The 23,861-nt window shown below is 65.6% G+C and carries 18 protein-coding genes and 2 pseudogenes; 11 read left to right on the plus strand and 9 right to left on the minus strand.

Going from position 1 to position 23,861, the window contains the following annotated elements; all coding sequences use genetic code 11:
* Positions 1-18: 18 nt before the first annotated feature.
* Positions 19-1,203: a thiolase family protein gene (locus ACVCL3_RS16855; RefSeq protein WP_395119534.1), complete on the minus strand. Its 1,185-nt coding sequence runs from the start codon at positions 1,201-1,203 to the stop codon at positions 19-21.
* 239 nt (positions 1,204-1,442) lie between these two features.
* On the opposite strand from ACVCL3_RS16855, the gene ACVCL3_RS16860 reads away from it, so the two are divergent.
* Positions 1,443-4,289, plus strand: coding sequence for a S8 family serine peptidase (locus tag ACVCL3_RS16860; RefSeq protein ID WP_395119533.1), 2,847 nt, complete (start codon positions 1,443-1,445; stop codon positions 4,287-4,289).
* A 174-nt stretch (positions 4,290-4,463) separates the two neighbouring features.
* On the opposite strand, the gene ACVCL3_RS16865 is transcribed toward ACVCL3_RS16860, so the two are convergent.
* Together ACVCL3_RS16865 and ACVCL3_RS16870 are read right to left on the minus strand one after the other, a co-directional pair.
* Positions 4,464-5,621, minus strand: coding sequence for an isovaleryl-CoA dehydrogenase (locus tag ACVCL3_RS16865; protein WP_395119532.1), 1,158 nt, complete (start codon positions 5,619-5,621; stop codon positions 4,464-4,466).
* 63 nt (positions 5,622-5,684) lie between these two features.
* Positions 5,685-7,232, minus strand: coding sequence for a phospholipase D family protein (locus tag ACVCL3_RS16870; protein WP_447100038.1), 1,548 nt, complete (start codon positions 7,230-7,232; stop codon positions 5,685-5,687).
* Between the two features lie 265 nt (positions 7,233-7,497).
* Here ACVCL3_RS16870 and ACVCL3_RS16875 point away from each other — a divergent pair, with 265 nt between their 5' ends.
* Complete coding sequence (locus ACVCL3_RS16875; RefSeq protein ID WP_447100039.1) at positions 7,498-8,652, plus strand: diguanylate cyclase domain-containing protein; 1,155 nt, start codon at positions 7,498-7,500, stop codon at positions 8,650-8,652.
* A 58-nt stretch (positions 8,653-8,710) separates the two neighbouring features.
* On the opposite strand, the gene ACVCL3_RS16880 is transcribed toward ACVCL3_RS16875, so the two are convergent.
* The 3 genes from ACVCL3_RS16880 to ACVCL3_RS16890 form a co-directional block, all read right to left on the minus strand.
* Complete coding sequence (locus ACVCL3_RS16880; protein WP_395119529.1) at positions 8,711-9,814, minus strand: Glu/Leu/Phe/Val dehydrogenase dimerization domain-containing protein; 1,104 nt, start codon at positions 9,812-9,814, stop codon at positions 8,711-8,713.
* Between the two features lie 213 nt (positions 9,815-10,027).
* The gene (locus tag ACVCL3_RS16885; protein ID WP_395119528.1) at positions 10,028-10,363 is read right to left on the minus strand and encodes a hypothetical protein; all 336 of its coding nucleotides are present in this window, start codon (positions 10,361-10,363) and stop codon (positions 10,028-10,030) included.
* Positions 10,364-10,473: 110 nt separating this feature from the next.
* On the minus strand, positions 10,474-11,271 hold the full coding sequence (locus tag ACVCL3_RS16890) for a M48 family metalloprotease (protein WP_447098495.1): 798 nt from the start codon (positions 11,269-11,271) through the stop codon (positions 10,474-10,476).
* 105 nt (positions 11,272-11,376) lie between these two features.
* Here ACVCL3_RS16890 and ACVCL3_RS16895 point away from each other — a divergent pair, with 105 nt between their 5' ends.
* On the plus strand, positions 11,377-11,979 hold the full coding sequence (locus ACVCL3_RS16895; protein WP_447100040.1) for a TetR/AcrR family transcriptional regulator: 603 nt from the start codon (positions 11,377-11,379) through the stop codon (positions 11,977-11,979).
* A 10-nt stretch (positions 11,980-11,989) separates the two neighbouring features.
* Entirely contained in the window at positions 11,990-12,895 is a 906-nt protein-coding gene (locus tag ACVCL3_RS16900) for an alpha/beta hydrolase (protein WP_447098497.1), read from the plus strand.
* A gap of 91 nt (positions 12,896-12,986) precedes the next feature.
* On the opposite strand, the gene ACVCL3_RS16905 is transcribed toward ACVCL3_RS16900, so the two are convergent.
* On the minus strand, positions 12,987-13,823 hold the full coding sequence (locus ACVCL3_RS16905) for a TonB family protein (protein WP_447100041.1): 837 nt from the start codon (positions 13,821-13,823) through the stop codon (positions 12,987-12,989).
* A 265-nt stretch (positions 13,824-14,088) separates the two neighbouring features.
* Between ACVCL3_RS16905 and ACVCL3_RS16910 the strand changes: the two genes are divergently transcribed.
* From ACVCL3_RS16910 to ACVCL3_RS16930, 5 genes are all read left to right on the plus strand, one after another.
* Positions 14,089-17,658 carry a methylmalonyl-CoA mutase family protein gene (locus ACVCL3_RS16910; RefSeq protein ID WP_447100042.1) on the plus strand — a complete coding sequence of 1,190 codons (3,570 nt, stop codon included), beginning with the start codon at positions 14,089-14,091 and terminating at the stop codon, positions 17,656-17,658.
* Positions 17,659-17,661: 3 nt separating this feature from the next.
* The gene (locus ACVCL3_RS16915; protein ID WP_447100043.1) at positions 17,662-18,201 is read left to right on the plus strand and encodes a hypothetical protein; all 540 of its coding nucleotides are present in this window, start codon (positions 17,662-17,664) and stop codon (positions 18,199-18,201) included.
* The gene (locus ACVCL3_RS16920) at positions 18,188-18,367 is read left to right on the plus strand and encodes a hypothetical protein (RefSeq protein WP_447100044.1); all 180 of its coding nucleotides are present in this window, start codon (positions 18,188-18,190) and stop codon (positions 18,365-18,367) included. The genes ACVCL3_RS16915 and ACVCL3_RS16920 overlap by 14 nt, the downstream gene beginning before the upstream one ends.
* 174 nt (positions 18,368-18,541) lie before the next feature.
* The gene (locus ACVCL3_RS16925) at positions 18,542-18,928 is read left to right on the plus strand and encodes a hypothetical protein (protein ID WP_447100045.1); all 387 of its coding nucleotides are present in this window, start codon (positions 18,542-18,544) and stop codon (positions 18,926-18,928) included.
* 150 nt (positions 18,929-19,078) lie between these two features.
* Entirely contained in the window at positions 19,079-20,284 is a 1,206-nt protein-coding gene (locus tag ACVCL3_RS16930; RefSeq protein ID WP_447100046.1) for an IS4 family transposase, read from the plus strand.
* A gap of 218 nt (positions 20,285-20,502) precedes the next feature.
* Here the strand turns inward: ACVCL3_RS16930 and ACVCL3_RS16935 are convergent.
* Positions 20,503-20,811, minus strand: a pseudogene (locus tag ACVCL3_RS16935) (IS4 family transposase); the annotation flags it as partial.
* 283 nt (positions 20,812-21,094) lie between these two features.
* Here ACVCL3_RS16935 and ACVCL3_RS16940 point away from each other — a divergent pair.
* Both ACVCL3_RS16940 and ACVCL3_RS16945 read left to right on the plus strand, forming a co-directional pair.
* Positions 21,095-21,547: a hypothetical protein gene (locus tag ACVCL3_RS16940; protein WP_447100047.1), complete on the plus strand. Its 453-nt coding sequence runs from the start codon at positions 21,095-21,097 to the stop codon at positions 21,545-21,547.
* A 299-nt stretch (positions 21,548-21,846) separates the two neighbouring features.
* A pseudogene (locus ACVCL3_RS16945) lies at positions 21,847-22,155 on the plus strand (IS4 family transposase); the annotation flags it as partial.
* Positions 22,156-22,373: 218 nt separating this feature from the next.
* On the opposite strand, the gene ACVCL3_RS16950 reads toward ACVCL3_RS16945, so the two are convergent.
* On the minus strand, positions 22,374-23,579 hold the full coding sequence (locus ACVCL3_RS16950; protein ID WP_447100046.1) for an IS4 family transposase: 1,206 nt from the start codon (positions 23,577-23,579) through the stop codon (positions 22,374-22,376).
* Between the last annotated feature and the right edge of the window lie 282 nt (positions 23,580-23,861).

Genomic DNA, 23,861 nt, shown 5'->3' on the forward strand with positions numbered 1-23,861 from the left:
GGACGGCGCCTTGTCGTGTCAGTCGGTGCACTCCACCGCAATCGCCGTCGCCTCGCCGCCGCCGATGCACAGCGAGGCGACGCCGCGACGCAATCCCCGCGTTTTCAAGGCGTTGATCAACGTCACCACCAGTCGCGCACCGCTGGCGCCGATCGGGTGGCCGAGCGCGCAGGCGCCGCCGTTGACGTTGAGCTTGTCGTGCGCAATGCCCAGCTCCTTCATCGGCGTCATCGCCACTACCGCGAATGCCTCGTTGATCTCCCACAGGTCGACGTCCTCGACCTTCCAGCCGGCTTTTTCAAGCACCTTGCGGATCGCACCGACCGGCGCGGTGGTGAACCATTCCGGCTCCTGCGAATGGGTGGCATGGGCCACGATGCGGGCCAGCGGTTTCAACCCGCGGCTGGCCGCGTCGTCGGCGGACATCAGCACCACCGCGGCAGCGCCGTCGGAGATGCTGGACGAGCTGGCGGCGGTGACGGTGCCGTTCTCCTTGCGGAACGCGGGCTTGAGCGTGGGCACCTTGGCGATGTCGGAGCGGCCGGGCTGCTCGTCGGTGTCGACCAGCACGTCACCCTTGCGACCGCTGACCGTGACCGGGACGATTTCGTCGGCGAACGCACCGCTCGCCTGGGCTGCCTTGGCGCGATTGACCGATTCGATCGCGTAGGCGTCCTGTTCCTCGCGGGTGAAGTGGTACTTGTCGGCGCAGGATTCGGCGAACACCCCCATCGACTTGCCGTCGTAGGGGTTGGTCAGGCCGTCCCAGGCCATGTGGTCGACCAGCTGGCCATCGCCGTAGCGGATGCCGGTACGCGCCTGCACCATGTGTGGTGCGTTGGTCATCGACTCCATGCCGCCGGCCACCACCACGCTGGCCGAGCCGGCCTTGATCAGGTCGTGGCCGAGCATGATCGCCTTCATGCCCGAGCCGCACACCTTGTTGATCGTGGTGCAGCCGGTGCCGGCCGGCAGATCGGCGGCCAGCGCCGCCTGGCGCGCGGGGGCCTGGCCCAGGTTGGCCGGCAGCACGCAGCCCATGATCACCTCGCTGACCTCGGCCGGCGCCACGCCGGACTGCTTCAGCGCCGCGCGGATCGCGGTGGCGCCGAGCTTCGGGGTGGGCACGCCGGTGAACTGGCCGAGGAAGGAGCCGATGGCGGTGCGCCTGGAACCGGTGATGACGATGCTTACGTCCGACATGATGACACTCCGCTGGGGTACTGAAAGGTGGCAATCGACGGGCCAAATGCCCGGAATGAACCTCTGGATTATCGCAGTGCGCTCCCGGCAACGGCAAATGGCCCCGGCAGTAGACGAAGCGCACATATCGGCGCGTTTTTCATGACATTTGTTGTGCGAAGATACGCCGATCCGGGGGGATACTACTGCCGCGATCGAGCGTTGGCGGTCGGCGTGCTGAACGAGACGGGAGAAGGAACATGAGCAGGACTGTGGCGGGAATGCGTCGACGCAACGTCGCCTTGGTGACGGCCTTGGCGTTTGCACTGGGTGCTTGCGGCGGTGGCGGCGGCATGGTCAAGGCGCCGCCGGTCACTCCATCCGGGCCACCACCCGCTCCGCCGCCGGCACCACCACCGGCACCGCCGCCGGCCGATCAGCCGCCGATCGACGCCCAGCTCGGTCTCACCAACACCTACGCCGCACACAGCAAGGGCTTCACCGGCGCCGGCATCACCTTGGGCATCGTCGACAGCGGCATCATGCGCAGCAATCCGACCGTGGCCGGTCGGGTCACGCAGGAGCTGATCTACGTCGACCCGACGCTCAACAACACCTCCATCGACGACGTGGTCGGGCACGGCACCTGGGTATCGGAGATTGCCGCCGGCGCGGCTTTCGACAAGTTCCCGGGCGGCATCGCCCCCGGGGCCAAACTGGTATCGGCGCGCATCATCAGCGACACCGAGCCGACCGACGACGGTTCGGGCCAGGGCAACAAGGTCACCGCCGCCGACGCGGACTTTTTCGCGCAGACCCTGAACCCGGCGCTGATCAATGCCGGCGTGCAGGTGATGAACAATTCATGGGGCGGCATCTACTGGGATACCACCGACGCCTCGATCAACCAGGCTTTCGCTGCCGCCTATCGACCCTTCGTGGTGCAGCACGGCGGCCTGGTGGTGTTCGCCGCGGGCAACGAATCCAGGACTGATCCCAGCGACATCGCCGCCTTGCCCACGCTGTCGCCCGATCTGGAGCAGGGCTGGCTGGTCGCGGTGGCGCTGGACAGCCTGCACCCGACTCAGCTGGCCAGTTATTCCAACGCCTGCGGCAAGGCGATGGACTACTGCCTGGCCGCGCCGGGCGACGTGATCGTGCTGGACAAGGATGCAACGGCCAGCACGACGAGCCCGGATTACTGGATCGTCAAGGGCACCTCGTTCGCTGCACCGGAAATCTCCGGCGCCGCAGCCGTGGTGTGGCAGGCGTTCCCGTACTTCACCAATGATCTGGTGCGGCAGACCCTGCTCGGCACCGCCGACGATCTCGGCGCCGCCGGCCCGGACCCGGTCTTCGGCTACGGCGCGTTGAACGTCGGGCGGGCGGTCGACGGCCCGGCGAAGTTCAACTGGGGCGACGTCACCGTCAGCTTTACCGGCAGCTCCAACTGGAACAACCCGATCTCCGGCGCGGGCGGCCTGATCAAGCAAGGCACCGGCACGCTCAACCTGACCCAGGCGGCCAGCTACACCGGCATGACCCAGGTGCTGGGCGGCACGCTCACGGCGAAGTCGCTGGGCGGCAGCGTCAACATCGGCACCGCCGGCACGCTGAGCCAGACCCACGATATCGGCGGCAACGTGGGCAATGCCGGCGTGCTGGCCGTGGCCGGCGGCGACGTCAACGTGGCTGGGAACTACACCCAGCAGAGCAGCGGGCGACTGGCGCTTTCGCTGGGTTCGGCATTGCGCGTGACCGGCACCGCCACGCTCAACGGCGGCGACCTGTACGTCACCGGCTACGACTCCGGCTACACGGTCAACACGCACACCGACGTGCTCACCGCGACCGGCGGCCTCACCGGGACGTTCAGTGCGCTGAACAAGGCATCCAACGTCACCTTGCTCACCGCCACGCTCAATTACGACGGCAACAACGCCTGGCTCAACGTGACCCAGGTGCAAGCCACGGCCGTGCAGGGGATGGGCTATACCGCCGCGTCCTACGGTGCGGCCCAGCGCGTGCAGACGGCATTCGACCAGATCAACACCCAACTGGGTCCGGCGGCGCCGTCGGGGATCGCGCCGGCATCGCTGGGCTTCATCGAGGGCGCCGGCAACCTGCAGCACACGCAGGGCATCCCGGCGCTGCAGAATTCGCTGGAGAGCCTGTCCGGCCAACTGCACGCGGCCAGTGCCGCGATGACGCTGGAGGCGATCAACGCCGGCACGCGCGCGTTGTCGGATCGTTTCGATACGCTGGTCGACAACCCTCAGCCCGGTGGCTGGACGCAGAACCTCGGCTATCACGGCGACCTGTCGCGCAGCGGCTACAGCAACGTCGGCGTCGATCTCAGTGGCTGGCTGGTCGGCCAGGATTACCGGTTCGGCGGCGGCAATGCGGTGGCTGGTTACGCGATCAGCCAGAGCGAGGGGCTGGGCCGGCTGGCCGGCAGTGCCGACCAGGGCCGCAGCCACGCGCTGGAAGGCATGCTGTACGGCGGCATCATCCACGGCTCGTGGTACACCATGGGCCGCTTCGGGCTTGGCAGCTATCGCGAGATGATGCGTCGCCAGGTGCAACTGGGCAACCAGGTCACCGGCGTGGCCAGCAACGTCAATGGCCGCTACGGCGTGGCTTATGGCGAGAGCGGTTACCGCCTTGCGCTGGGTCGCACCGAGCTGACGCCGTACGTCGACATGCAGTACGCCCAGCTGCAACGCGATGGCTTCAATGAGGTCGGCGCCTATGGCTTCGGACTGAAGTCGGGAGCGCAGACCACCGCCCTGTGGCAGGCCGGCCTGGGCGTGCGCGCCACGCGCACGTGGGCGCTGGCGCATGGCGGCAGCCTCAGCCTGCGCACGCGCCTGCTGTGGCAGCAGAGTTTCGGCCTGCGTGGCGAGTGGGTCGACGCCAGCTTCAGCGGCGTCAACCAGTTTGCCCCGGTCGGCGGCATCGGGCTGGCGCGCTACGGCAGCGTGCTTGGCACCACGCTGGACTGGCAAATGAGCCCGGCGGCCAGCCTGCAGTTGGGTTACGACCGCTACGCCGGCCAGCACCAGCAGGGTCAGACCGGCACCATCAGCTTCAACTGGACGTTCTGAAACGCGCGAGTCATGCGTGATGAAAAGGCCCGCGTCGTGCGGGCCTTTTCATGTCTGGCGCCTTCCCTCGGCGCCTTGCTTCATGCCTTGCCGTGGAAGAGTTCGCGGCCGATCAACATGCGGCGGAATTCGGTTCGATGTGCCGGCGCCGATGCCTTTGTCGGCGCATGTGGTTCATGCCTTGCCGTGGAAGAGTTCGCGGCCGATCAGCATGCGGCGGATCTCGTTGGTGCCGGCGCCGATCTCGTACAGCTTGGCGTCGCGCAGCAGGCGCCCGGCGGGGAACTCGTTGATGTAGCCGTTGCCGCCGAGGGTCTGGATGGCCTCCAGCGCCACCTGCACCGCGTTGACCGAGGCGTTGAGCAGGCACGCGGCCGGGTCGATGCGCGACTTGACGCCGTTGTCGAACTGCTGCGCGACCATGTAGGCAAAGCCGCGCGAGGACTGCAGCCGCGTGTACATGTCGGCGATCTTCGCCTGCATCACGCCGAACGTGCCGATCGGCGCGTTGAACTGCTTGCGCTCGCGCACGTAGGGCAGGGCAAGGTCCAGCGATGCCTGCATCAATCCGATCGGGCCGCCGGAGAGCACCAGCCGCTCGGTGTCCAGGCCGCTCATCAGCACGCGTACACCCTCGTTGACCTCGCCGACGATGTTCTCCTCGGGGATCGCGCAATCCTCGAACACCAGCTCGCAGGTGTTGGAGCCGCGCATGCCCAGCTTGTCCAGCTTCTGCGCGGTGTGGAAGCCCTTCATGCCTTTCTCGACGATGAAGGCGGTCATGCAGCGGCTGCCGGCGACGCGCGGCGCGGTGCGCATGTAGACCAGCAGCACGTCGGCGTCCGGGCCGTTGGTGATCCACATCTTGTTGCCGTTGGCGACCCAGGCGTCGCCCTTCTTCTCGGCCTTGCAGCTCATCGAACCGACCACGTCCGAGCCGGCGCCCGGCTCGCTCATCGCCAGCGCGCCGACGTACTCGCCCGAACACAGTTTCGGGATGTACTTGCGCCGCTGCGCCTCGTTGCCGTTGTGGAAGATGTTCTGCACGGCGAGATTGGAGTGCGCGCCGTAGGACAGGCCCACCGAACCGGAAGCGCGCGAGATCTCCTCCATCGCCACCATGTGCGCGAGGAACCCCATGCCGCTGCCGCCGTATTCGGCAGGAATGGTCACGCCGAGCAGCCCCATCTCGCCGAACTTCTTCCACAGGTCGGCGGGGAACAGGTTGTCGCGGTCGATGCGGTCGGCGCGCGGGGCGATCTCCTTCTCCGCGAACGCATGCACGGATTCGCGCAACAGGTCGATGTCCTCTCCGAGCGGGAACGGGCGCATGGTGGTTCCTTGGGTGCGAGCTGCTGATTTTAGCGCACGCGGCGCCGCCTGGCCCGTGCGTCCCTACAGCTGCGATTCGATCGGCAGCCAGCTGATCGCGCGGGTGGTCGTGCGCAGCCACCAGCTGGTGTCGGGCTCGTGCTCCAGCACCTGCGGCGGCTGCGTGCTGCGGTCCAGCCACTGTGTCGAGCCATCCGCGCCGCGGCGCACCGCGTAGCTGAGCACCGGCGCGGCCAGCCGCAGGTATTCCTGGCGCAGGTCGCGGGCCAGGCCGGGGTCGTCGAACAGCACGCCCATCTCGGTGTTGAGGTTGGCCGAGCGCGGGTCGAGGTTGAACGATCCGACGAAGCCGCGCGCGCCGTCGATCACGAATGCCTTGGTGTGCAGGCTGGCGCCGCTGCTGCCGAACAGGCCGTGGGTGGCGACCGGGCCGTGGCGACGGATCTCGAACAGGCTCACGCCGCCATCCAGCAACCGATCGCGATAGCGCTCGTAGCCGCTGTGTACGGCCGGCACGTCGTTGGCGGCCAGCGAGTTGGTGACCACGCCGACGCGGGTGCCGCCGCGTGCCAGCCCGAGCAGGGTCGCCGTGCCTTGCTTGCCGGGGACGAAGTAGGGCGAGATCAGCAGTACCTCGCGATGCATGCCGTCGAGATGCGCGGCCAGCCGCGGCTGCAGCCAGCCGCGGCGGTCGGCGCCTTTTGTCTTCTGCGGCGGATCGGATGCCACGGTGATGTTCGCGCTCCAGTGCGGCACCAGCTCGTGGTTGGTCAGGCGCTGCGCCGAAGGCGAGGCGGCGACGCGGCCAAGGTAGACCTGCGCGGCCGCGTCGGCGGACTCGTGGGCGAGCGCGGCCACCAGCCTGTGCAGGTTTTCCGGTGTCTGCGGGTTCAGCGCCTCGATCGGCACCGCGGCGCTGGAGTTCCAGAAGTCGTCGAAGATCGCGCTGGCGTCGGCCACGGCCGGACCGAGCAACAGCATGTCGAGGTCGCGGAAATTCACGCTGCGATTGGCGTCGAAGTACTCGTCGCCGATGTTGCGCCCCCCGACCAGCGCGACGCGGCCGTCGGCGATCCACGCCTTGTTGTGCATGCGGTGGTTGACGCTGAAGAAACGCTGCACCATCTCCAGCAGGCGCCACACGCCGCTGCGGTTGCGGAACGGGTTGTACAGGCGCACCTCGATGTTCGGGTGCGCGTCCAGCGCCAGCAGCGCCGGGTCGAGCCCCTTGGTGTTGATGTCGTCGAGCAGCAGGCGCACGCGCACGCCGCGCTCGGCCGCGGCGTACACCTCGCGCGCCAGCAGGTGGCCGACCAGGTCGTCGTGCCACATGTAGTACTGCAGGTCCAGGCTGCGCCCGGCCAGGCGCGCGGAGGCGGCGCGCGCGGCGAACGCGTCCAGGCCGTCGGGCAGCAGGGTCGCCGCGGTCTCGCCGGGGTGCGCGGCCAGGTACGGGGCCAGTTCGCGATCGATCGGGGTCTGCGCCGGCTGCATCGGCAACGCGCTGCTCGGGGCACCGGTGGCGCGCGGGGTCAGCCGATCGGCGAGCAACAGCCCGCTGATCATCAGCAGCACCAGCGCGAACATGCCGCAACCCAGCCAGATCATCATCCTGCGCATCCGTGGCACCTCCCGTACCCGATTATTCGTTGACCGCCGCGCATACGCAAAGCCGGAAGGGGGATGGACAGTCTGGCGTGCCCACGCAATGGCCGCGGGAGTGCCGCCAGGCGGCCTTCACCGAGTGCTGCGCGGGGACCGGCTAAAGTTTTCGCCGCCCCGGCCGTTGCCGTGTCGCAAGACGACGGCGGGCAACCGTCAGAGTTCGGGCCGCCTTGCAGGTTGTCCATGGGCACAGTTGCCCATGGTGCACCCCATGTCTGCCCCGGCGACAAGAGGTGGCAAGGCCCACGTGACAACGTTGATGCAGCGGTTGGACAAGATCATCCTGGGGTCGGAGCGACACCAGCGCATCCGGCTGCGCCAGTGGCTGATCGCCTGCGTGGCCACCGCGGGCTGCGCGCTGTTCTTTGCAGGCGGCGTTTTCCTGGGCTGGATGAGCTGGGAAAACCTGCTGATCCTGGGCGTGATCGAAGCGATCGGGCAGGGGCTCATCTACGCCGCGTTGCGCAGCGGCTTCAGCTTGCGCTTTGCCGATCCGGCGCTCACCGAATGGCAGACCGTGCTGGCGATCGTGGCCGTGGATTACGCCTACATGTCCGCCGGCAGCGCGCGCCACCTGGCATTGTGCCCGCTGCTGCTGGTATTCACCTTCGGCGCGTTCTCGCTGCCGTGGCAGCGCATCGCCCGGCTCACCATCTTCGCGCTGGCAAGCTTTCTGGTCAGCATCGCGGTGATGGAGTGGCAGCGCGCCCCCGCCATCGGGTGGTCGCTGGACTCGCCGGAAATGCTCGACGACATTTCCGCCCTTGGCATGCTGCTGATCGTGCTGCCGGTGATTTCGTACGTGGCGTCGCGACTCTCGCGCCTGCGCTCCAACCTGCGCGAACAGCGCGTGGCGCTGGCCAGCGCACTGGAGCAAGTGCAGCGGCTCGCCGCCTACGACGAACTCACCGGACTCGCCAACCGCCGCCACGCGCAGGATCGCCTGGCCCAGGAGCAGGCACGCGCCGAGCGCAGCGGCACGATCTTCTCGGTGGCGCTGATCGATCTGGATCACTTCAAGGAAATCAACGACACGCTCGGCCACGCTGGCGGCGACCGCGTTCTGCGCGCATTCGCGGATACGGTGCGCGACCTGCTGCGCGGCTCGGACATGGTGGCCCGCTGGGGCGGCGAGGAGTTTCTCGTGCTGATGCCGGACAGCGCCGGGGTCGACGCGCTCGCCACGGTCGATCGTCTGCTCCGGGGCGTGCGCGGATTGCGGGCAGCGGAGGGCCAGCCCTTCAGCTTTTCCGCCGGCGTGACCCAATATCGCCGCGGCGAGGGTTTCATGGAAGCCGTCGCCCGCGCCGACCAGCAGATGTACGCGGCCAAGCACGCCGGCCGCAACGGCGTCTGCCTGGCGTGATTGCCATGAAAAAGGCCGCGCCTCGCGACGCGGCCCTTGTCTTGCGCAACCGTCGGGATCACTGCCCGCGCATGCGGCCCTGGAAGCGGGTGCCGCCATTGCCCATGTGCGGCAGCTTGATCTTGCCGATCGCGGCGATGCGCTCCTCGGCCATGCGGTCGGCGGCCAGGTAGGTCGGCACGCCCTGCGACTTGCTGATCTCGAAGATGCGGCCCAGGTTGTAGTAGATCGTGCGCATCATGCGCATCGCGCGCTCGCGGTTGTAGCCGTCGATCTCCAGCGACACGTTCATCACGCCGCCGGCGTTGACCGCGTAGTCCGGCGCATACAGCACGCCGCGGCGGTTCAGCTCGTCGCCGATCTCGTCGGTGGCCAGCTGGTTGTTGGCCGGGCCGCAGATGATCTTCGCCTTGATGCGGTTGATGGTCTGCTCGTTCAGCGTGCCGCCCAGCGCGCACGGCGAGTACACGTCGGCGTCCACGTCGTAGATCTCGTCCAGGCCCACCGCTTCGCAACCGAGTTCGTCGACGCAGCGCTGCACCGCTTCCTTGTTGATGTCGGTGACGAACACCTTGGCGCCCTGTTCGCGCAGCAGCTTGATGTACTCGCCGCCGACGTGGCCGCAGCCCTGCACCGCGAAGCTGTACTTGCCCACGTCCTCGTTGCCGTGCTTGAACTGCAGCGTGGCCATCAGGCCCTGCAGCGTGCCGTAGGCGGTGAACGGCGAGGGATCGCCCGAGCCGCCGTGCACCTGGTGCACGCCGGTGACGTACTCGGTTTCGCGGAACACGTATTCCATGTCGTTGACGTCGATGCCGACGTCCTCGGCGGTGATGTAGCGGCCGTTCAACGAGTTGATGAAGCGGCCGAAGGAGCGGAACAGCGCCTCGGACTTGTCCTTGCTCGGATCGCCGATGATCACCGCCTTGCCGCCGCCCAGGTTCAGGCCGGCCACGGCGTTCTTGTAGGTCATGCCGCGCGACAGGCGCAGCACGTCGTTCACCGCTTCGGCCTCGGACTTGTACGGCCACATGCGCAGGCCGCCGAGCGCGGGGCCCAGCACCGTGTTGTGGATCGCGACGATGGCCTTCAGGCCGGCGTCGGCGTTGTGGCAGAACACGACTTCTTCGTGGCCGGTCTTGGCGATGGTTTCAAAAATCATTGCGACGGTGACTCCATGGATTGACGTTGCCCGCAGGCCTCGCCGACTAAGGTGCAGGCACGCGGCCCGCTCGATGGTGGTAAGGGACGAAATCGATCGCCCCGACCAGGGCCGGGGCGATCAGTCAAAACGCCAAGTTTAGTACGTCGTCCCCGGCGGCGATGGTGCGGCGCGTCAAGCCGGCTGCGGATGGAGCGCCGCGGGCCGCCGCCCTCAGCGGCCCCAGTAGCCGCGCCGGAAGCGCCAATCGTGGCCGTGACGGACCCAATGCGCCGGTCGGTAGTGGTAGCCCGGACGCATCCGCACCCAGTAGCCGCCGACCCAGACATGACGATGCGCGGGCGCGTTCCAGCGCCAGTAACCGGGCGCCCAGACGTAGCCGCGGCGTGGCGGCGGGACGCGTTCGAAGCGGGCCGGCGGCGGCGCCACGCCGATGCTCACGCCCACCGCGACCCGCGTGTGCGCGGTGGCGGGCGGCGCATACAGCGCGCCGGCAAGGCTCAGGCCGAAACCGGCCAGCAGGGCAAACTTGAGTGGGCTGCGCAACATCGCGTTCTCCGTCGGCGCCGCGTCAGGCGGCAGGCAGGATGGAAAACGGGATGCGCGGCGGGCAGTTGACCCGCCGCGCGTGGCTCGTTCAGGCGGCGATCAAGCGCCGTTCACAAGTGGCAGTCCGGTGCGTGGCCGCTGGCGCGTGCGTGTTGATAGACCGGCAGCAACTGCTGCGCCTGCCGACCCAGCGCCTCGGCGCGGTTGCCCGGCGCGGGATGCGTGGAAAGAAATGCCGGCGGCTTGCTGCCGCCCTGCGCGCCCATTTTCTGCCACAGCACCACCGCCGCGCGCGGATCGAAACCGGCCTGCGCCATGTAGCGCTGGCCCAAGGTATCGGCCTCGCTTTCCTGCGTGCGCGAGAACGGCAGCAGGATGCTCAGTTCCGCCCCGGCGCCGAGCAGCGCCGCCGCGGTGTTGGCGTCGCCGCCGCGACTGCCCGCGTACACCGTGCCGGCGGCCACCGCCGCCTGCGCCGCCATGTTGTCGGACACGCGCTCCGCGCCGTGGCGTGCCACCACGTGCGACAGCTCGTGGCCGAGCACCACGGCCAGCTGGTCCTGGTTGTCGGCGAGCTTGAACATGCCCTTGTTCACGCCGATCCGGCCACCGGGCAGGGCGAACGCGTTGGCGGTGTCGTCACCAACGATCTGCACTTCCCACTGCTGGGTATTCCACGGCGGCGGCAGCACCGCGACCAGCGCGCGGGACACGCAGGTGGCATACGCGCGCTCGCGCGGCGCGTCGACGAACTTGCCCTGCTTGCGCATGTCGTTGAAAGCGGCCAGCCCCATCTGGCTCATCTGGCTGTCCGACACCACCATCAGCTGCGAGCGGCCGGTCGGCGAGGTGACACAGGCGGCCAGCAGGGCAGTGGCGAGCGGAATGCCCAGGTTGCGGATTTTCATGCGGAATCCTCCATGGCGTGCAGTGGTGAAGCATAGCCGCAAGGTCCGCCGAGACTGTGTGAGTGTCATTTGATATAGAACGAACGGTCGTGCTATTTTTCCGCCATGACACTCGCAACCCGCCCCGGCAAGCGCGCGGCCACCCGCGACACCATCCTCGACCACGCCTACGCGCTGGCCCGTCGCGACGGGCTGGAAGGCCTGTCGATCGGCGGCCTGGCCAGCGACGTGGGCATGTCCAAGAGCGGCGTGTTCGCCCACTTCGGCTCGCGCGAAGACCTGCAACTGGCCGTGCTCGACACCGGCCGCCAGCGCTTCGTGACCCGGGTGCTGCTGCCCGCGCTGAAGCAGCCGCGCGGCCTGCCGCGGCTGCGCGCGATCGTGGCGCACTGGTTCGAGTGGAGCCGCGAGCACCAGAGCGGCTGCGTGCTGCTGTCGGCCGTGAGCGAGTACGACGGCCGCGACGGCGCGCTGCACGACGGCGTGGTGCGGCAGCAGGCCGGCTGGCGCGACGAACTGCAGAAGGCGATCGCGCAGGCGGTGGAACTGGGCCACCTGCGCAGCGACACCGACGTCGCCCAGCTCGCCTTCGAGATCTACGCCCTGATGCTCGGCCTGCACCACGACGCCGGGCTGTTCGGATTCGACGAAGCCGGCCAGCGCACCCGCGCGGCCTTCGAGCGCCTGTGGCGCAGCTGGCAAACCTGAGGCGAGACCCATGTCCACCGTCATCGAAAAAATCAGGCTCGGCACCGTGCGCACCGGCTTCGTGCTGGGCGGGCGGATCGCGCCCGGGCGCACCGTGAACCGCGCCGCGCGCCTGTTTGCCACCCCGTTCGCCAGCAGCCGCAGCCGCGCCGAAGCCGTGCAAGGCGACGCGGACATGCGCCGCGGCGAGTTGCACGTCAACGGCGAAACCATCGCCACCTATGTCTGGGGCGATCCCTCGACCCAGCCGTATGCGCTGCTGGCGCACGGCTGGTCCAGCTTCGGCCTGCGCTTCCTGCCGTGGGTGGCGCGCTTGCGCGCGCTGGGATTCGCCGTGGTCACGTTCGACCAGCCCGGCCACGGCCACAGCAGCGGCACGCTGTGCACGCTGCCGGAGTTCACCGCGACCATCCACGCGATCGGCGAACATTACGGCAACGCCGCGCTGGCGGTCGGCCACTCGCTGGGTGGCGCCGCTGTCGTCTTCGCGCAGGACGAGAGTTGGCATGCGCGGCGGCTGATCCTGGTGGCGCCGGCGGCAGACATGAAGGCCGCGGCCAGCCGTTTTTTCCGCTTCGTGCGCCTGGGCGAACACCTGCAACAACCATTCTTCGACTGGCTGCTGCGCCGCACCGGCGTCAGCGTCGAACAACTGCAGGTGCATCGCCACCTGCCCGCGCTGGGCCAGCCCGTGCTGATCGTGCACGACCTCGATGACACCGAGGTGCCCTGGGGCGAGGGCGAGCGCTACGCCCAGTACTGCTCCGGCGCGCGGCTGTACACGACGCAGGGCCTCGGTCACCGCCGCGTGCTCGATGCGCCCGAGGTGATCAACGCGGCGTTTGCTTTCCTGCGCGGGGAAACGGTGGGCGCGCGCGTGGTGGGTTCGCCGAACCTCTTCTGCGACCAGGCCTGAGCCACGCCTGCGGCGGCGTGATCGCTACCATGGCGTGTCCTTGGGCAAGCGCCGCTTCCGCGCCACCGGACGGCGCGCTATTCGCCGCTTGTCAGCCCTGGTCCGGTTTGCTGAGCAGTACCGGGCCGGTGCCATCGGTCTGCAGCGCACCCTCGGCAATGGCATCGCCGGCGTCTTGCCCCGGGCGGTGAACCCATGGGGCGGGCGTGTACGGCCCGGGAACGTAGGTCTGCCAGACCGGCACGGCATCGCCATGGCGCGGTGATTCGATGTGGAAATTGATCGGGACGCGAGCCGTCCAGTCCGATCTGGCGGCCAGCTCGCCGGTGGTGGGGACCTTGAAAGTCCACTTGCGCGCCGCCTCCAGCGCCGCCTCGGCGAAGGCACGGCGGTATCTGCGCGCCAGAACTTCGGCCCCGGGGCTGCCAAGGTTCACCTGTTCGGCCACGGCATCGGCGACGCGGCCGCTGCGGTTCACGCGCAACACCACGTACACCGTGGCGTCCACACCGGCCTTGGCCGGGGCGGCGGGGTAGATCGGCATGACCCGCTGGCTGTCCGCATATCGCAGCTCGTTGGTGGGCACGAGGTCGTCGTCGCCGAACGTCGCGCCCGTGATGCGCGCGGCATAGCGGCCCTTGGACAGTTTCTTGACCACCACGCGGACATGCATGCTGGCTTTCGCCACCACCGGTTCGCCATGGCGCAGCACGGGCTGGAAGCGCCACTTCAGCGCGGCGTTGCGCACCATCTCGGCGATGGGACCGTACTTCTCGGGCTCATCGATCTGCGTGGTCCGCACCGAGCCATCCGTGGTCACCACGATGCTGCCGTCGATGACGGCGGAGGATTCGAGATCCTTGACCGAGCTGGCCTGCGCGACCACCGCGACCAAGGCAAAGATGGCCGCGAATATCACCTTCTTCATGCGTGCATTCCTCCAGTGCGTTTAAGTTGCCTGGCGCCGCTCCCTGCCGCGGTCCGTTACCCGTTCGCCTTGGTCGGCGCGCCGATGGCGTCACCTGTCTGAGCCGAGTATGTCGGCAAAACGTGGTGGCAGCCACCACGTGGGGCGCCGCCGGATGCCGGAGGAACACCCCGGCGCGCCTCGCATCAGGCTGACCCCGTCCAAGCCCTTGATGCCGATTCCCACTAGAATCGAACGGTTCAAGCACACGATGTCCGGAGTTGCCATGAGTTCCCCCGCCAAGCACGTCCCCGCCAGCGCCCCGCAGACGGAAACCACCCCACTGCGGTTCGTCACCGCGGCCAGCCTGTTCGATGGCCACGACGCGGCGATCAACATCATGCGGCGGATCATCCAGGCCCAGGGCGCGGAGGTGATCCACCTCGGCCACAACCGCTCGGTCGAGGACGTGGTGCGCGCCGCGCTGCAGGAGGATGCCGACGCGATCGCCATGTCGTCCTACCAGGGCGGCCACGTCGAGTACTTCAAGTACATGGTCGACATGCTCAAGGAGAAGGGCGCCAGCCATATCCGCGTGTTCGGCGGTGGCGGCGGCACCATCACCCCGGAAGAGATCAGGGAGCTGGAAGCCTACGGCGTGGAGCGCATCTACCACCCCAACGACGGCATGAAGCTGGGCCTGGTGGAGATGATCGAGGACGTGATCCGCCGCGCGCAGCAGGGCCGCGAGTCGCGCCTCACCCAGCGCGAGGCGGCCAGCCACGCCACGCCCGACGTCGACGACGAGATCAGCATCGGCCACGTGCTGACCAGCCTGGAAGGCGGCAGCTACACCGACGCCGAACTCGACCGCCTGCGCAAGCAGTGGAAGCTGGCCGGCAAGCACACGCCCGTGCTCGGCCTCACCGGTACCGGCGGCGCCGGCAAATCCAGCGTGGTCGACGAACTGCTGCTGCGCTTCCTGCACGCCTTCCCCGACATGCGCATCGCCGTGCTCGCCGTCGATCCCACCCGCCGCCGTTCCGGCGGTGCGCTGCTGGGCGACCGCATCCGCATGAACTCGCTGCGCAGCCATCGCGTCTACATGCGCTCGATGGCCACCCGCCGCCAGCACGCGGCCACCAACACCGTGCTGCACGACTGCATCGACTTCCTCAAGAGCCAGCCCTACGACCTGGTCATCGTCGAGACCGCCGGCATCGGCCAGAGCGATTCGGAGATCGTCGACCTGGTCGATTTCCCCGCCTACGTGATGACCAGCGACTACGGCGCCGCCAGCCAGCTGGAGAAGATCGACATGATCGACTTCGCCGAGCTGATCGTACTCAACAAGTTCGACAAGCGCGGCGCCGAGGACGCGCTGCGCGACGTGCGCAAGCAGTGGAAGCGCAACCGCACCGCGTTCAACGTGAAAGACGAGGACGTGCCGGCGTACCCCACCATCGCCAGCCAGTTCAACGATCCCGGCATCACCTGGATGTTCGTGAACTTGTGCCGCTTGATGCGGCACAAGTTGGGAATCGGGAATGGGGAATCGGGAATCGGAAAAGCGGGCTGCGATTTCAAGCCCCAGCTCGACACCACGCTGAAGGAGCCGCGCGCCACCGTGCTGATCCCCGGCAGCCGCGTGCGTTACCTGGCCGAGATCGCCGAACAGGGGCGCAGCATCAACGCCTCGGTCGCGCACCAGGCCGAGGCCGCCAGCAAGGCGCAGCACTACTACGAGTCGCTGAAGGAACTGGGCGACGCCAAGCTGCCGAAGCCGCTGGAGCTGTACCACGGCGAGGATCTGCACCCCCAGGATGGCAGCGCCGTGGACCGCACCCTGCTGCTGCTGCGCCAGCGCTACAACGTCGCGCTGAAGGAGCTCAGCCACGAGTCCATCCACCTGCTGCGTGACTGGCCGAAGCTGCGCGAGTCCGTCACCAAGGACGTCAACGAATACAAGGTGCGCGACAAGCTGATCCGCGTGGAGAACTACCGCGAGTCGCTGAGCCACCAGAAGATCCCCAAGGTGGCGCCGCCGAAGACCGACAGCTGGGGCGACCAGCTCCTGTTCCTCGGCAAGGAAAACCTGCCCGGCCACTACCCCTACACCGGCGGCGTGTACCCGTACCGCCGCAGCGGCGAAGACCCCACCCGCATGTTCGCCGGCGAGGGCACGCCCGAGCGCACCAACCGCCGCTTCCATTACCTCAGCCAGGGCGGCGCCGCCACGCGCCTGTCCACCGCGTTCGACTCGGTCACGCTGTACGGCGAGGATCCGGCGCCGCGTCCGGACATCTACGGCAAGATCGGCAACTCCGGCGTCAACATCGCCACGCTGGACGACATGAAGAAGCTGTACTCCGGCTTCGATCTCAGCGCGCCCAGCACCTCGGTGTCCATGACCATCAACGGCCCGGCGCCGATGATCCTGGCGATGTTCATGAACACCGCGATCGACCAGAACGTGGAGAAACACCTCAAGGAAGATCCCGCGCGCTGGGCCGCGGCGGAAAAGACCATCGCCGCGATGTACCCCAACGGCCGCCCGCAGTATGCCGGCGAACTGCCCCAGGGCAACGACGGCTTGGGGTTGGGCCTGCTCGGCGTGACCGGCGACCAGCTGGTCGATGCGGAAACCTACGCCCGCATCAAGGCCGACACGCTGACCCGCGTGCGCGGCACCGTGCAGGCCGACATCCTGAAGGAGGACCAGGCGCAGAACACCTGCATCTTCTCCACCGAATTCGCCCTGCGCATGATGGGCGACATCCAGCAGTACTTCGTGGAGCACAAGGTCCGCAACTTCTACTCGGTGTCCATCTCCGGCTACCACATCGCCGAAGCGGGCGCGAACCCGATCAGCCAGCTCGCCTTCACCCTGAGCAACGGCTTCACCATCGTGGAGTATTACCTCGCGCGCGGCATGAAGATCGACGACTTCGCGCCCAACCTGTCGTTCTTCTTCTCCAACGGCATGGACCCGGAATACACCGTGATCGGCCGCGTCGCCCGCCGCATCTGGGCCCGCGCCATGCGCGAGCGCTACGGCGCCTCAAGCCGCAGCCAGATGATGAAGTACCACATCCAGACTTCCGGCCGCTCGCTGCACGCGCAGGAAATCCAGTTCAACGACATCCGCACCACGCTGCAGGCGCTGTACGCGCTGTTCGACAACTGCAACTCCCTGCACACCAACGCCTACGACGAAGCGATCACCACGCCCACCGAAGAGTCCGTGCGCCGCGCCGTGGCGATCCAGATGATCATCAACAAGGAACTCGGCCTCAACTTCAACGAGAACCCCTGGCAGGGCAGCTACGTGGTCGAGGAACTCACCGACCTGGTGGAAGAGGCCGTGTACAAGGAGTTCGAGGCGATCAGCGAGCGCGGCGGCGTGCTCGGCGCGATGGACACCATGTACCAGCGCGGCAAGATCCAGGAAGAGTCGCTGTATTACGAGCACAAGAAGCACGACGGCTCGCTGCCGCTGATCGGCGTCAATACGTTCCTGCCGAAGGATCATGGCGGGGAGATTGCCACCGAGATTGAGTTGATCCGGTCGACGGAGGAGGAGAAGGGGCAGCAGATCGCCAACGTGCAGGCGTTCCAGAAGGCACGCAATGTGCTGGCGCCGGCGGGCGAGACCTCGCACACGCACGGCACCGATTCCACCGACGCACCCGTGCAGCACGTCCACGACAACCACGGCCTGGCCTACCTGCAGAACACCGCGCGGGATCGCAAGAATGTCTTTGCGGCACTGATGGAGGCGGTGAAGACGCACTCGTTGGGGCAGATCAGCCATGCGTTGTATGACGTGGGTGGCGAATACCGACGGAACATGTAACGCATGTCGCGCTTGGTTGATCAGATCAAGCAGGCCGTAGCCGCGTTTGTCGGCTGCAAGACGACGCCCGCGTTGATCGGCGGGCTGGCGTTGGCGGCGCACCAGGTGGTACGCGCCACTCGGGACGTAGACTTCCTCGTCGATGCGGGCGACGCGGATCGCCTGCACGGCATCCTGCTGGGCCTGGGTTATCGCTGCGCGCATCGCAGCGAGGATGCGGCCAACTATCTGCGCGGCGATGAAGGGCTGGACCTGCTCTACGCCCATCGCCCCATCGCGAGGCGATTGCTGGGTGAAGCCAGCGAACGCGCTACGGCGCTTGGTACCCTGCGGGTGATCAGCGCAGAGGGCTTGATCGGCTTCAAGTTGCAGGCACTGGCCAACAACCCGTCCCGCACGCGTGACCTCGACGACATTCGCGCGTTGTTGCGGGCTCAGCGCGGAAAGCTCAACATGGCAGAGGTACGCGAATACTTCGCCTTGTTCGACCGCACGGAATTGCTGGATGAACTCCTCGCCCAAATTGCCGATGAAGCATCCTGACCGGGTGGCCGAGCCGCTGGTCGGCGGCTATGTCGCGTCGGCTTCGCTGCCGGGGAAGGGGGACCTTTCCGATTGGGTGGAGTTGATGGAGGTGGTGGAGGCGTTGTGTCCGGTGTGGCCAGCGGGAAGACACCAGATGGTGAAGCAGTCCGAGTTTAAGCTTTGAAGAGCGCCAAGGCGGGGTTTGACTTCCTTCGTCTCGGTTTACCCGTTACTCTGATTCAATTACCTCCGTCCCCTTTATTCGACCCCGGTTCCCACACATTTCTCTGGGCCGCCATAAAAGTTGAACTTTGAAAGTCGCCCAGCAGAGCTAAGGATTTACCTTGGAGAAATTATAATGGATGCAATTTCATCTTTTATTGAGACCGCCTTCGCGATAATTGTTCTTATAGCACTATGTTTTGTCGCGCTTATGTTCACATTAAAGGAAATCAAAAACTTAAAGGATAGAGCATATCTCTCACTCGGCCTCATTGCGGCACTTTGTATTATTGGATTGGGTGTCACGGGGTACCAAGCCATATTCGGTGACGATTCACCCAAGGTAACATACAAAAGTTCGCCGCCAACGCGGGCTATCACAGCTAAAGATTTGCGGTACCCTGAAGTGGGTATACCCGGTCATGTGGCACCTGAAAAGAAAAAATTATATTTGAATTATGAAAAAGGTAAGCCGCCCGTAGCAATCCGTTGTGATGAGGCGGGATGTGAGGCTGCAAAGTAATCCGACTATCGCTGCTAAACCAGGGATCAGAGTCTGAGGTTTCCCCACAAATCTCCCCACTCAATCAACACCTTGCGCGTGGATTGAGGGAACAGTGCACGCATGATGCGGTCATTCCTCACGGGTTACGAAGCCAGAGGAGACCACACCATGCGCGCCACCGAAGTATTGCAAAAGTGCCTGTGCGACGCACTCGGTTCGATGCACGCGCTACGCAGTCGAGTGTTGCTGCGAGCCGTCGAGGCCATGATTCACGGCAGACGTCTGACGCTGATCGATCTGGCACGTTCATGGCCAGGTGCGGAGCGCATCCGTGCGCCGCTCAAGGCACTGGATCGGCTACTTGGCAGCCACCACCTGCATGCCGAGCGCGTACACGTCTACAAGGCGATGACCCGTTGGCTGGTGCGTAGCAAGCAGCCCACCATCGTCATCGACTGGTCGGATCTGAAGGCCGATCGAAGCTGGCATCTGCTGCGAGCGGCGATACCGGTGGGCGGTCGTTCGCTGCCGATTCTGGACATGGTGTTTCCCGGCGGCCAGCAAGGCTCGCCGAAGGCCGAGAAGCAGTTCCTGCAACGCCTGGCACACGTATTGCCCCACGACGTGTGCCCGATTCTGGTGACCGACGCGGGCTTCCGCGGGCCATGGTTCCGGGCGGTCGAGGCGATGGGCTGGCAGTGGCTGGGACGCCTGCGCAACACGACGTATCTCAAGCCCACCGAGGTGTCGAATGAGCCGGCACAATGGGTGCCCTGCAAGGCCATGTATGTCTTGGCAACGCGCAAGCCGCGCGACTTCGGGGCCATGGAGGTGGCGCGCGGCAAGCCACTGACGGCGCGGGTGGTGCTGCACGCCAAGCCGCCTAAAGGTCGCAAGCATCGCAACCGGCAGGGCGTGCCGGCGCGCAATGCCAACAGTCGCAAGAACGCACAACGTGAGAGCGAACCATGGCTGCTGGTGGCCTCTCCTTCGCTGGCGCTCAGTGCGCGCCAGCTGATCGCGCTGTACGGGCGACGCATGCAGATCGAGCTGTCGTTCCGTGATCTGAAATCCCATCGCTACGGGCAGGGCTTCGAGGACAGCCTCACGCGCAAGGGCGCGCGCATCGAAGTGCTGCTGTTGCTCAGCGCGATGGCTGCGTTTGCCAGTTGGCTCGTGGGCATGGCATGCGAGAGCTGCGGTATCGACGCATGGCTGGCCCCGTTCCGATCGAAACGACGCCTCTACTCCATCATGCGGCTGGGACGCGAGGCGCTGGTGCGACGATGGTCGAGCGCGCGCCTAAGTGAACTCATCGATCAGCTGCGACACCCCAGCCCACAACTACTGGATCAACTGCGCCTGCCAGCATGAAAACGTGGGGAAACCTCAGGGTCAGACTCTGGTTTTCAAAATAAGTGCACTCTGACCCCTGTTTTGGCCCGGACGCATCGAACCCCGAGCCGTCAAACGAAGACCCAAACCGTTGCCACTCCTCACTCAACCACGTGCCATCGCTCGCGAAAAAATACGACGGTTTGGACATCCTAAGCGGCTTAAGTAAGTGCCATTCGAACCTGACCCCTTTTTCAATCGGCTTTCAAGTCGGACCAGTCCACGATGATGACGGGCCGCTCGCTGCGAACCAGCCAGCGCGCCATGGCCGCGTGAATGCGCTCGCGCTCGGCGTGCAAATGATGGTTGCCAAGCAGGCGATCCAATGCCTTCAGCGGCGCACGAATGCGCTGCGCATCCGGCCACGCGCGGGCGAGGTCGATCAAGGTCAAACGACGTCCCGAAATGGTGGCTTCCACCGCGCGCATCAGTACGCGAGAACGCAATGCATGAAGGGCGTGGAGTGATTCTCCCAGGCACTTTTGCAATACTTCGGTAGCACGCATGCGGCGGTCTCCTCTGGCTTCGTAACCCGTGAGGTAAGACCGCTTCATGCGTGCGCTGTTCCTTCAATCCACGCGCAACGTGTTGATTGATCGAGGAGATTCGTGGGGAAACCTCAGGATCAGAGTGCACTTTCTCCGGTCGGGTTTTGGACGGAAGGTGTTTTCCTCGGTCGGCCGCTCTTGGCCGACCCCAGGAACGTAAGAACGGGGGTCAATCGTCGGCCACGCACTGCTTGATCCCTAGCGTCTGACCGTGCAGCATTCGCCTATCAGGGAGGGGACCATGAGAGTCAAATTTGAAATTGAGTTTAAGTCTTGGCGTGAGATGCGGAGCGGGTCGGGATTTTGGCGCAGTGAGCTGAATTTCAAAGTGGTCGAGCCACCACCCAGGGGTGCCTTGGGTGAGCCGTACATATTTTCTTCGTCGGTCCTCTTTCAACCGGTCCCTCCAGGCAAACAGAAAAGCTCCGATGAGGATGGCTGGGATGATGTCGGGGAGGTTGATGCGCTGCTGCTTGTCGACGACGAGATGGGGACCAGCCTGGGTCTTTCGTATACGATCTTTCTCGATGACGACCTTTATCAGAAGGTGTTCGATTGCACCTCGGACGACCAAATTTACCTTGAGGTGGATTTCGATCTGGACGACCCGTACTCTGGCACGCCCGACACCAGTCGGATCATTCCGATCGAGGATTTCAACATTCAAGTTCAACGCAAGGCCCCAAGGCGTTAGCAAAACAGGGGTCAGAGTCTGAGGTTTCCCCACGAATTCATGTCGGCACACCGAGTTGATCGAGCAGTTGTGAACTGGAGTGTCGCAGCTGATCGATGAGATCGTTCAAGCGCGTACTCGACCATCGTCTCACCAAGGCTTCGCGCCCCACCACAAAAGGGGTCCACAAAAGGGGTCAGGTTCTGAGGTTTCCCCACGAATCTCCTCGATCAATCAACACGTTGCGCGTGGATTGAAGGAACAGCGCACGCATGAAGCGGTCTTACCTCACGGGTTACGAAGCCAGAGGAGACCGCCGCATGCGTGCTACCGAAGTATTGCAAAAGTGCCTGGGAGAATCACTCCACGCCCTTCATGCATTGCGTTCTCGCGTACTGATGCGCGCGGTGGAAGCCACCATTTCGGGACGTCGTTTGACCTTGATCGACCTCGCCCGCGCGTGGCCGGATGCGCAGCGCATTCGTGCGCCGCTGAAGGCATTGGATCGCCTGCTTGGCAACCATCATTTGCACGCCGAGCGCGAGCGCATTCACGCGGCCATGGCGCGCTGGCTGGTTCGCAGCGAGCGGCCCGTCATCATCGTGGACTGGTCCGACTTGAAAGCCGATTGAAAAAGGGGTCAGGTTCGAATGGCACTTACTTAAGCCGCTTAGGATGTCCAAACCGTCGTATTTTTTCGCGAGCGATGGCACGTGGTTGAGTGAGGAGTGGCAACGGTTTGGGTCTTCGTTTGACGGCTCGGGGTTCGATGCGTCCGGGCCAAAACAGGGGTCAGAGTGCACTTATTTTGAAAACCAGAGTCTGACCCTGAGGTTTCCCCACGTTTTCATGCTGGCAGGCGCAGTTGATCCAGTAGTTGTGGGCTGGGGTGTCGCAGCTGATCGATGAGTTCACTTAGGCGCGCGCTCGACCATCGTCGCACCAGCGCCTCGCGTCCCAGCCGCATGATGGAGTAGAGGCGTCGTTTCGATCGGAACGGGGCCAGCCATGCGTCGATACCGCAGCTCTCGCATGCCATGCCCACGAGCCAACTGGCAAACGCAGCCATCGCGCTGAGCAACAGCAGCACTTCGATGCGCGCGCCCTTGCGCGTGAGGCTGTCCTCGAAGCCCTGCCCGTAGCGATGGGATTTCAGATCACGGAACGACAGCTCGATCTGCATGCGTCGCCCGTACAGCGCGATCAGCTGGCGCGCACTGAGCGCCAGCGAAGGAGAGGCCACCAGCAGCCATGGTTCGCTCTCACGTTGTGCGTTCTTGCGACTGTTGGCATTGCGCGCCGGCACGCCCTGCCGGTTGCGATGCTTGCGACCTTTAGGCGGCTTGGCGTGCAGCACCACCCGCGCCGTCAGTGGCTTGCCGCGCGCCACCTCCATGGCCCCGAAGTCGCGCGGCTTGCGCGTTGCCAAGACATACATGGCCTTGCAGGGCACCCATTGTGCCGGCTCATTCGACACCTCGGTGGGCTTGAGATACGTCGTGTTGCGCAGGCGTCCCAGCCACTGCCAGCCCATCGCCTCGACCGCCCGGAACCATGGCCCGCGGAAGCCCGCGTCGGTCACCAGAATCGGGCACACGTCGTGGGGCAATACGTGTGCCAGGCGTTGCAGGAACTGCTTCTCGGCCTTCGGCGAGCCTTGCTGGCCGCCGGGAAACACCATGTCCAGAATCGGCAGCGAACGACCGCCCACCGGTATCGCCGCTCGCAGCAGATGCCAGCTTCGATCGGCCTTCAGATCCGACCAGTCGATGACGATGGTGGGCTGCTTGCTACGCACCAGCCAACGGGTCATCGCCTTGTAGACGTGTACGCGCTCGGCATGCAGGTGGTGGCTGCCAAGTAGCCGATCCAGTGCCTTGAGCGGCGCACGGATGCGCTCCGCACCTGGCCATGAACGTGCCAGATCGATCAGCGTCAGACGTCTGCCGTGAATCATGGCCTCGACGGCTCGCAGCAACACTCGACTGCGTAGCGCGTGCATCGAACCGAGTGCGTCGCACAGGCACTTTTGCAATACTTCGGTGGCGCGCATGGTGTGGTCTCCTCTGGCTTCGTAACCCGTGAGGAATGACCGCATCATGCGTGCACTGTTCCCTCAATCCACGCGCAAGGTGTTGATTGAGTGGGGAGATTTGTGGGGAAACCTCAGAGTCTGACCCCTGTTTTGCCCATCACTCGCATTGTGATTGCTCATAGTTATGAGACTATCGCAACGGCTCAAGACGTGCTTATCGTTTCGGATGGGACGATACAGCCTACTTCGAGGCCGGGAAAAATGGACCAACGGGCGACCAAATCCAACGGGGAGCGAGGC

It is taken from the genome of Rhodanobacter sp. UC4437_H4, assembly GCF_052978425.1.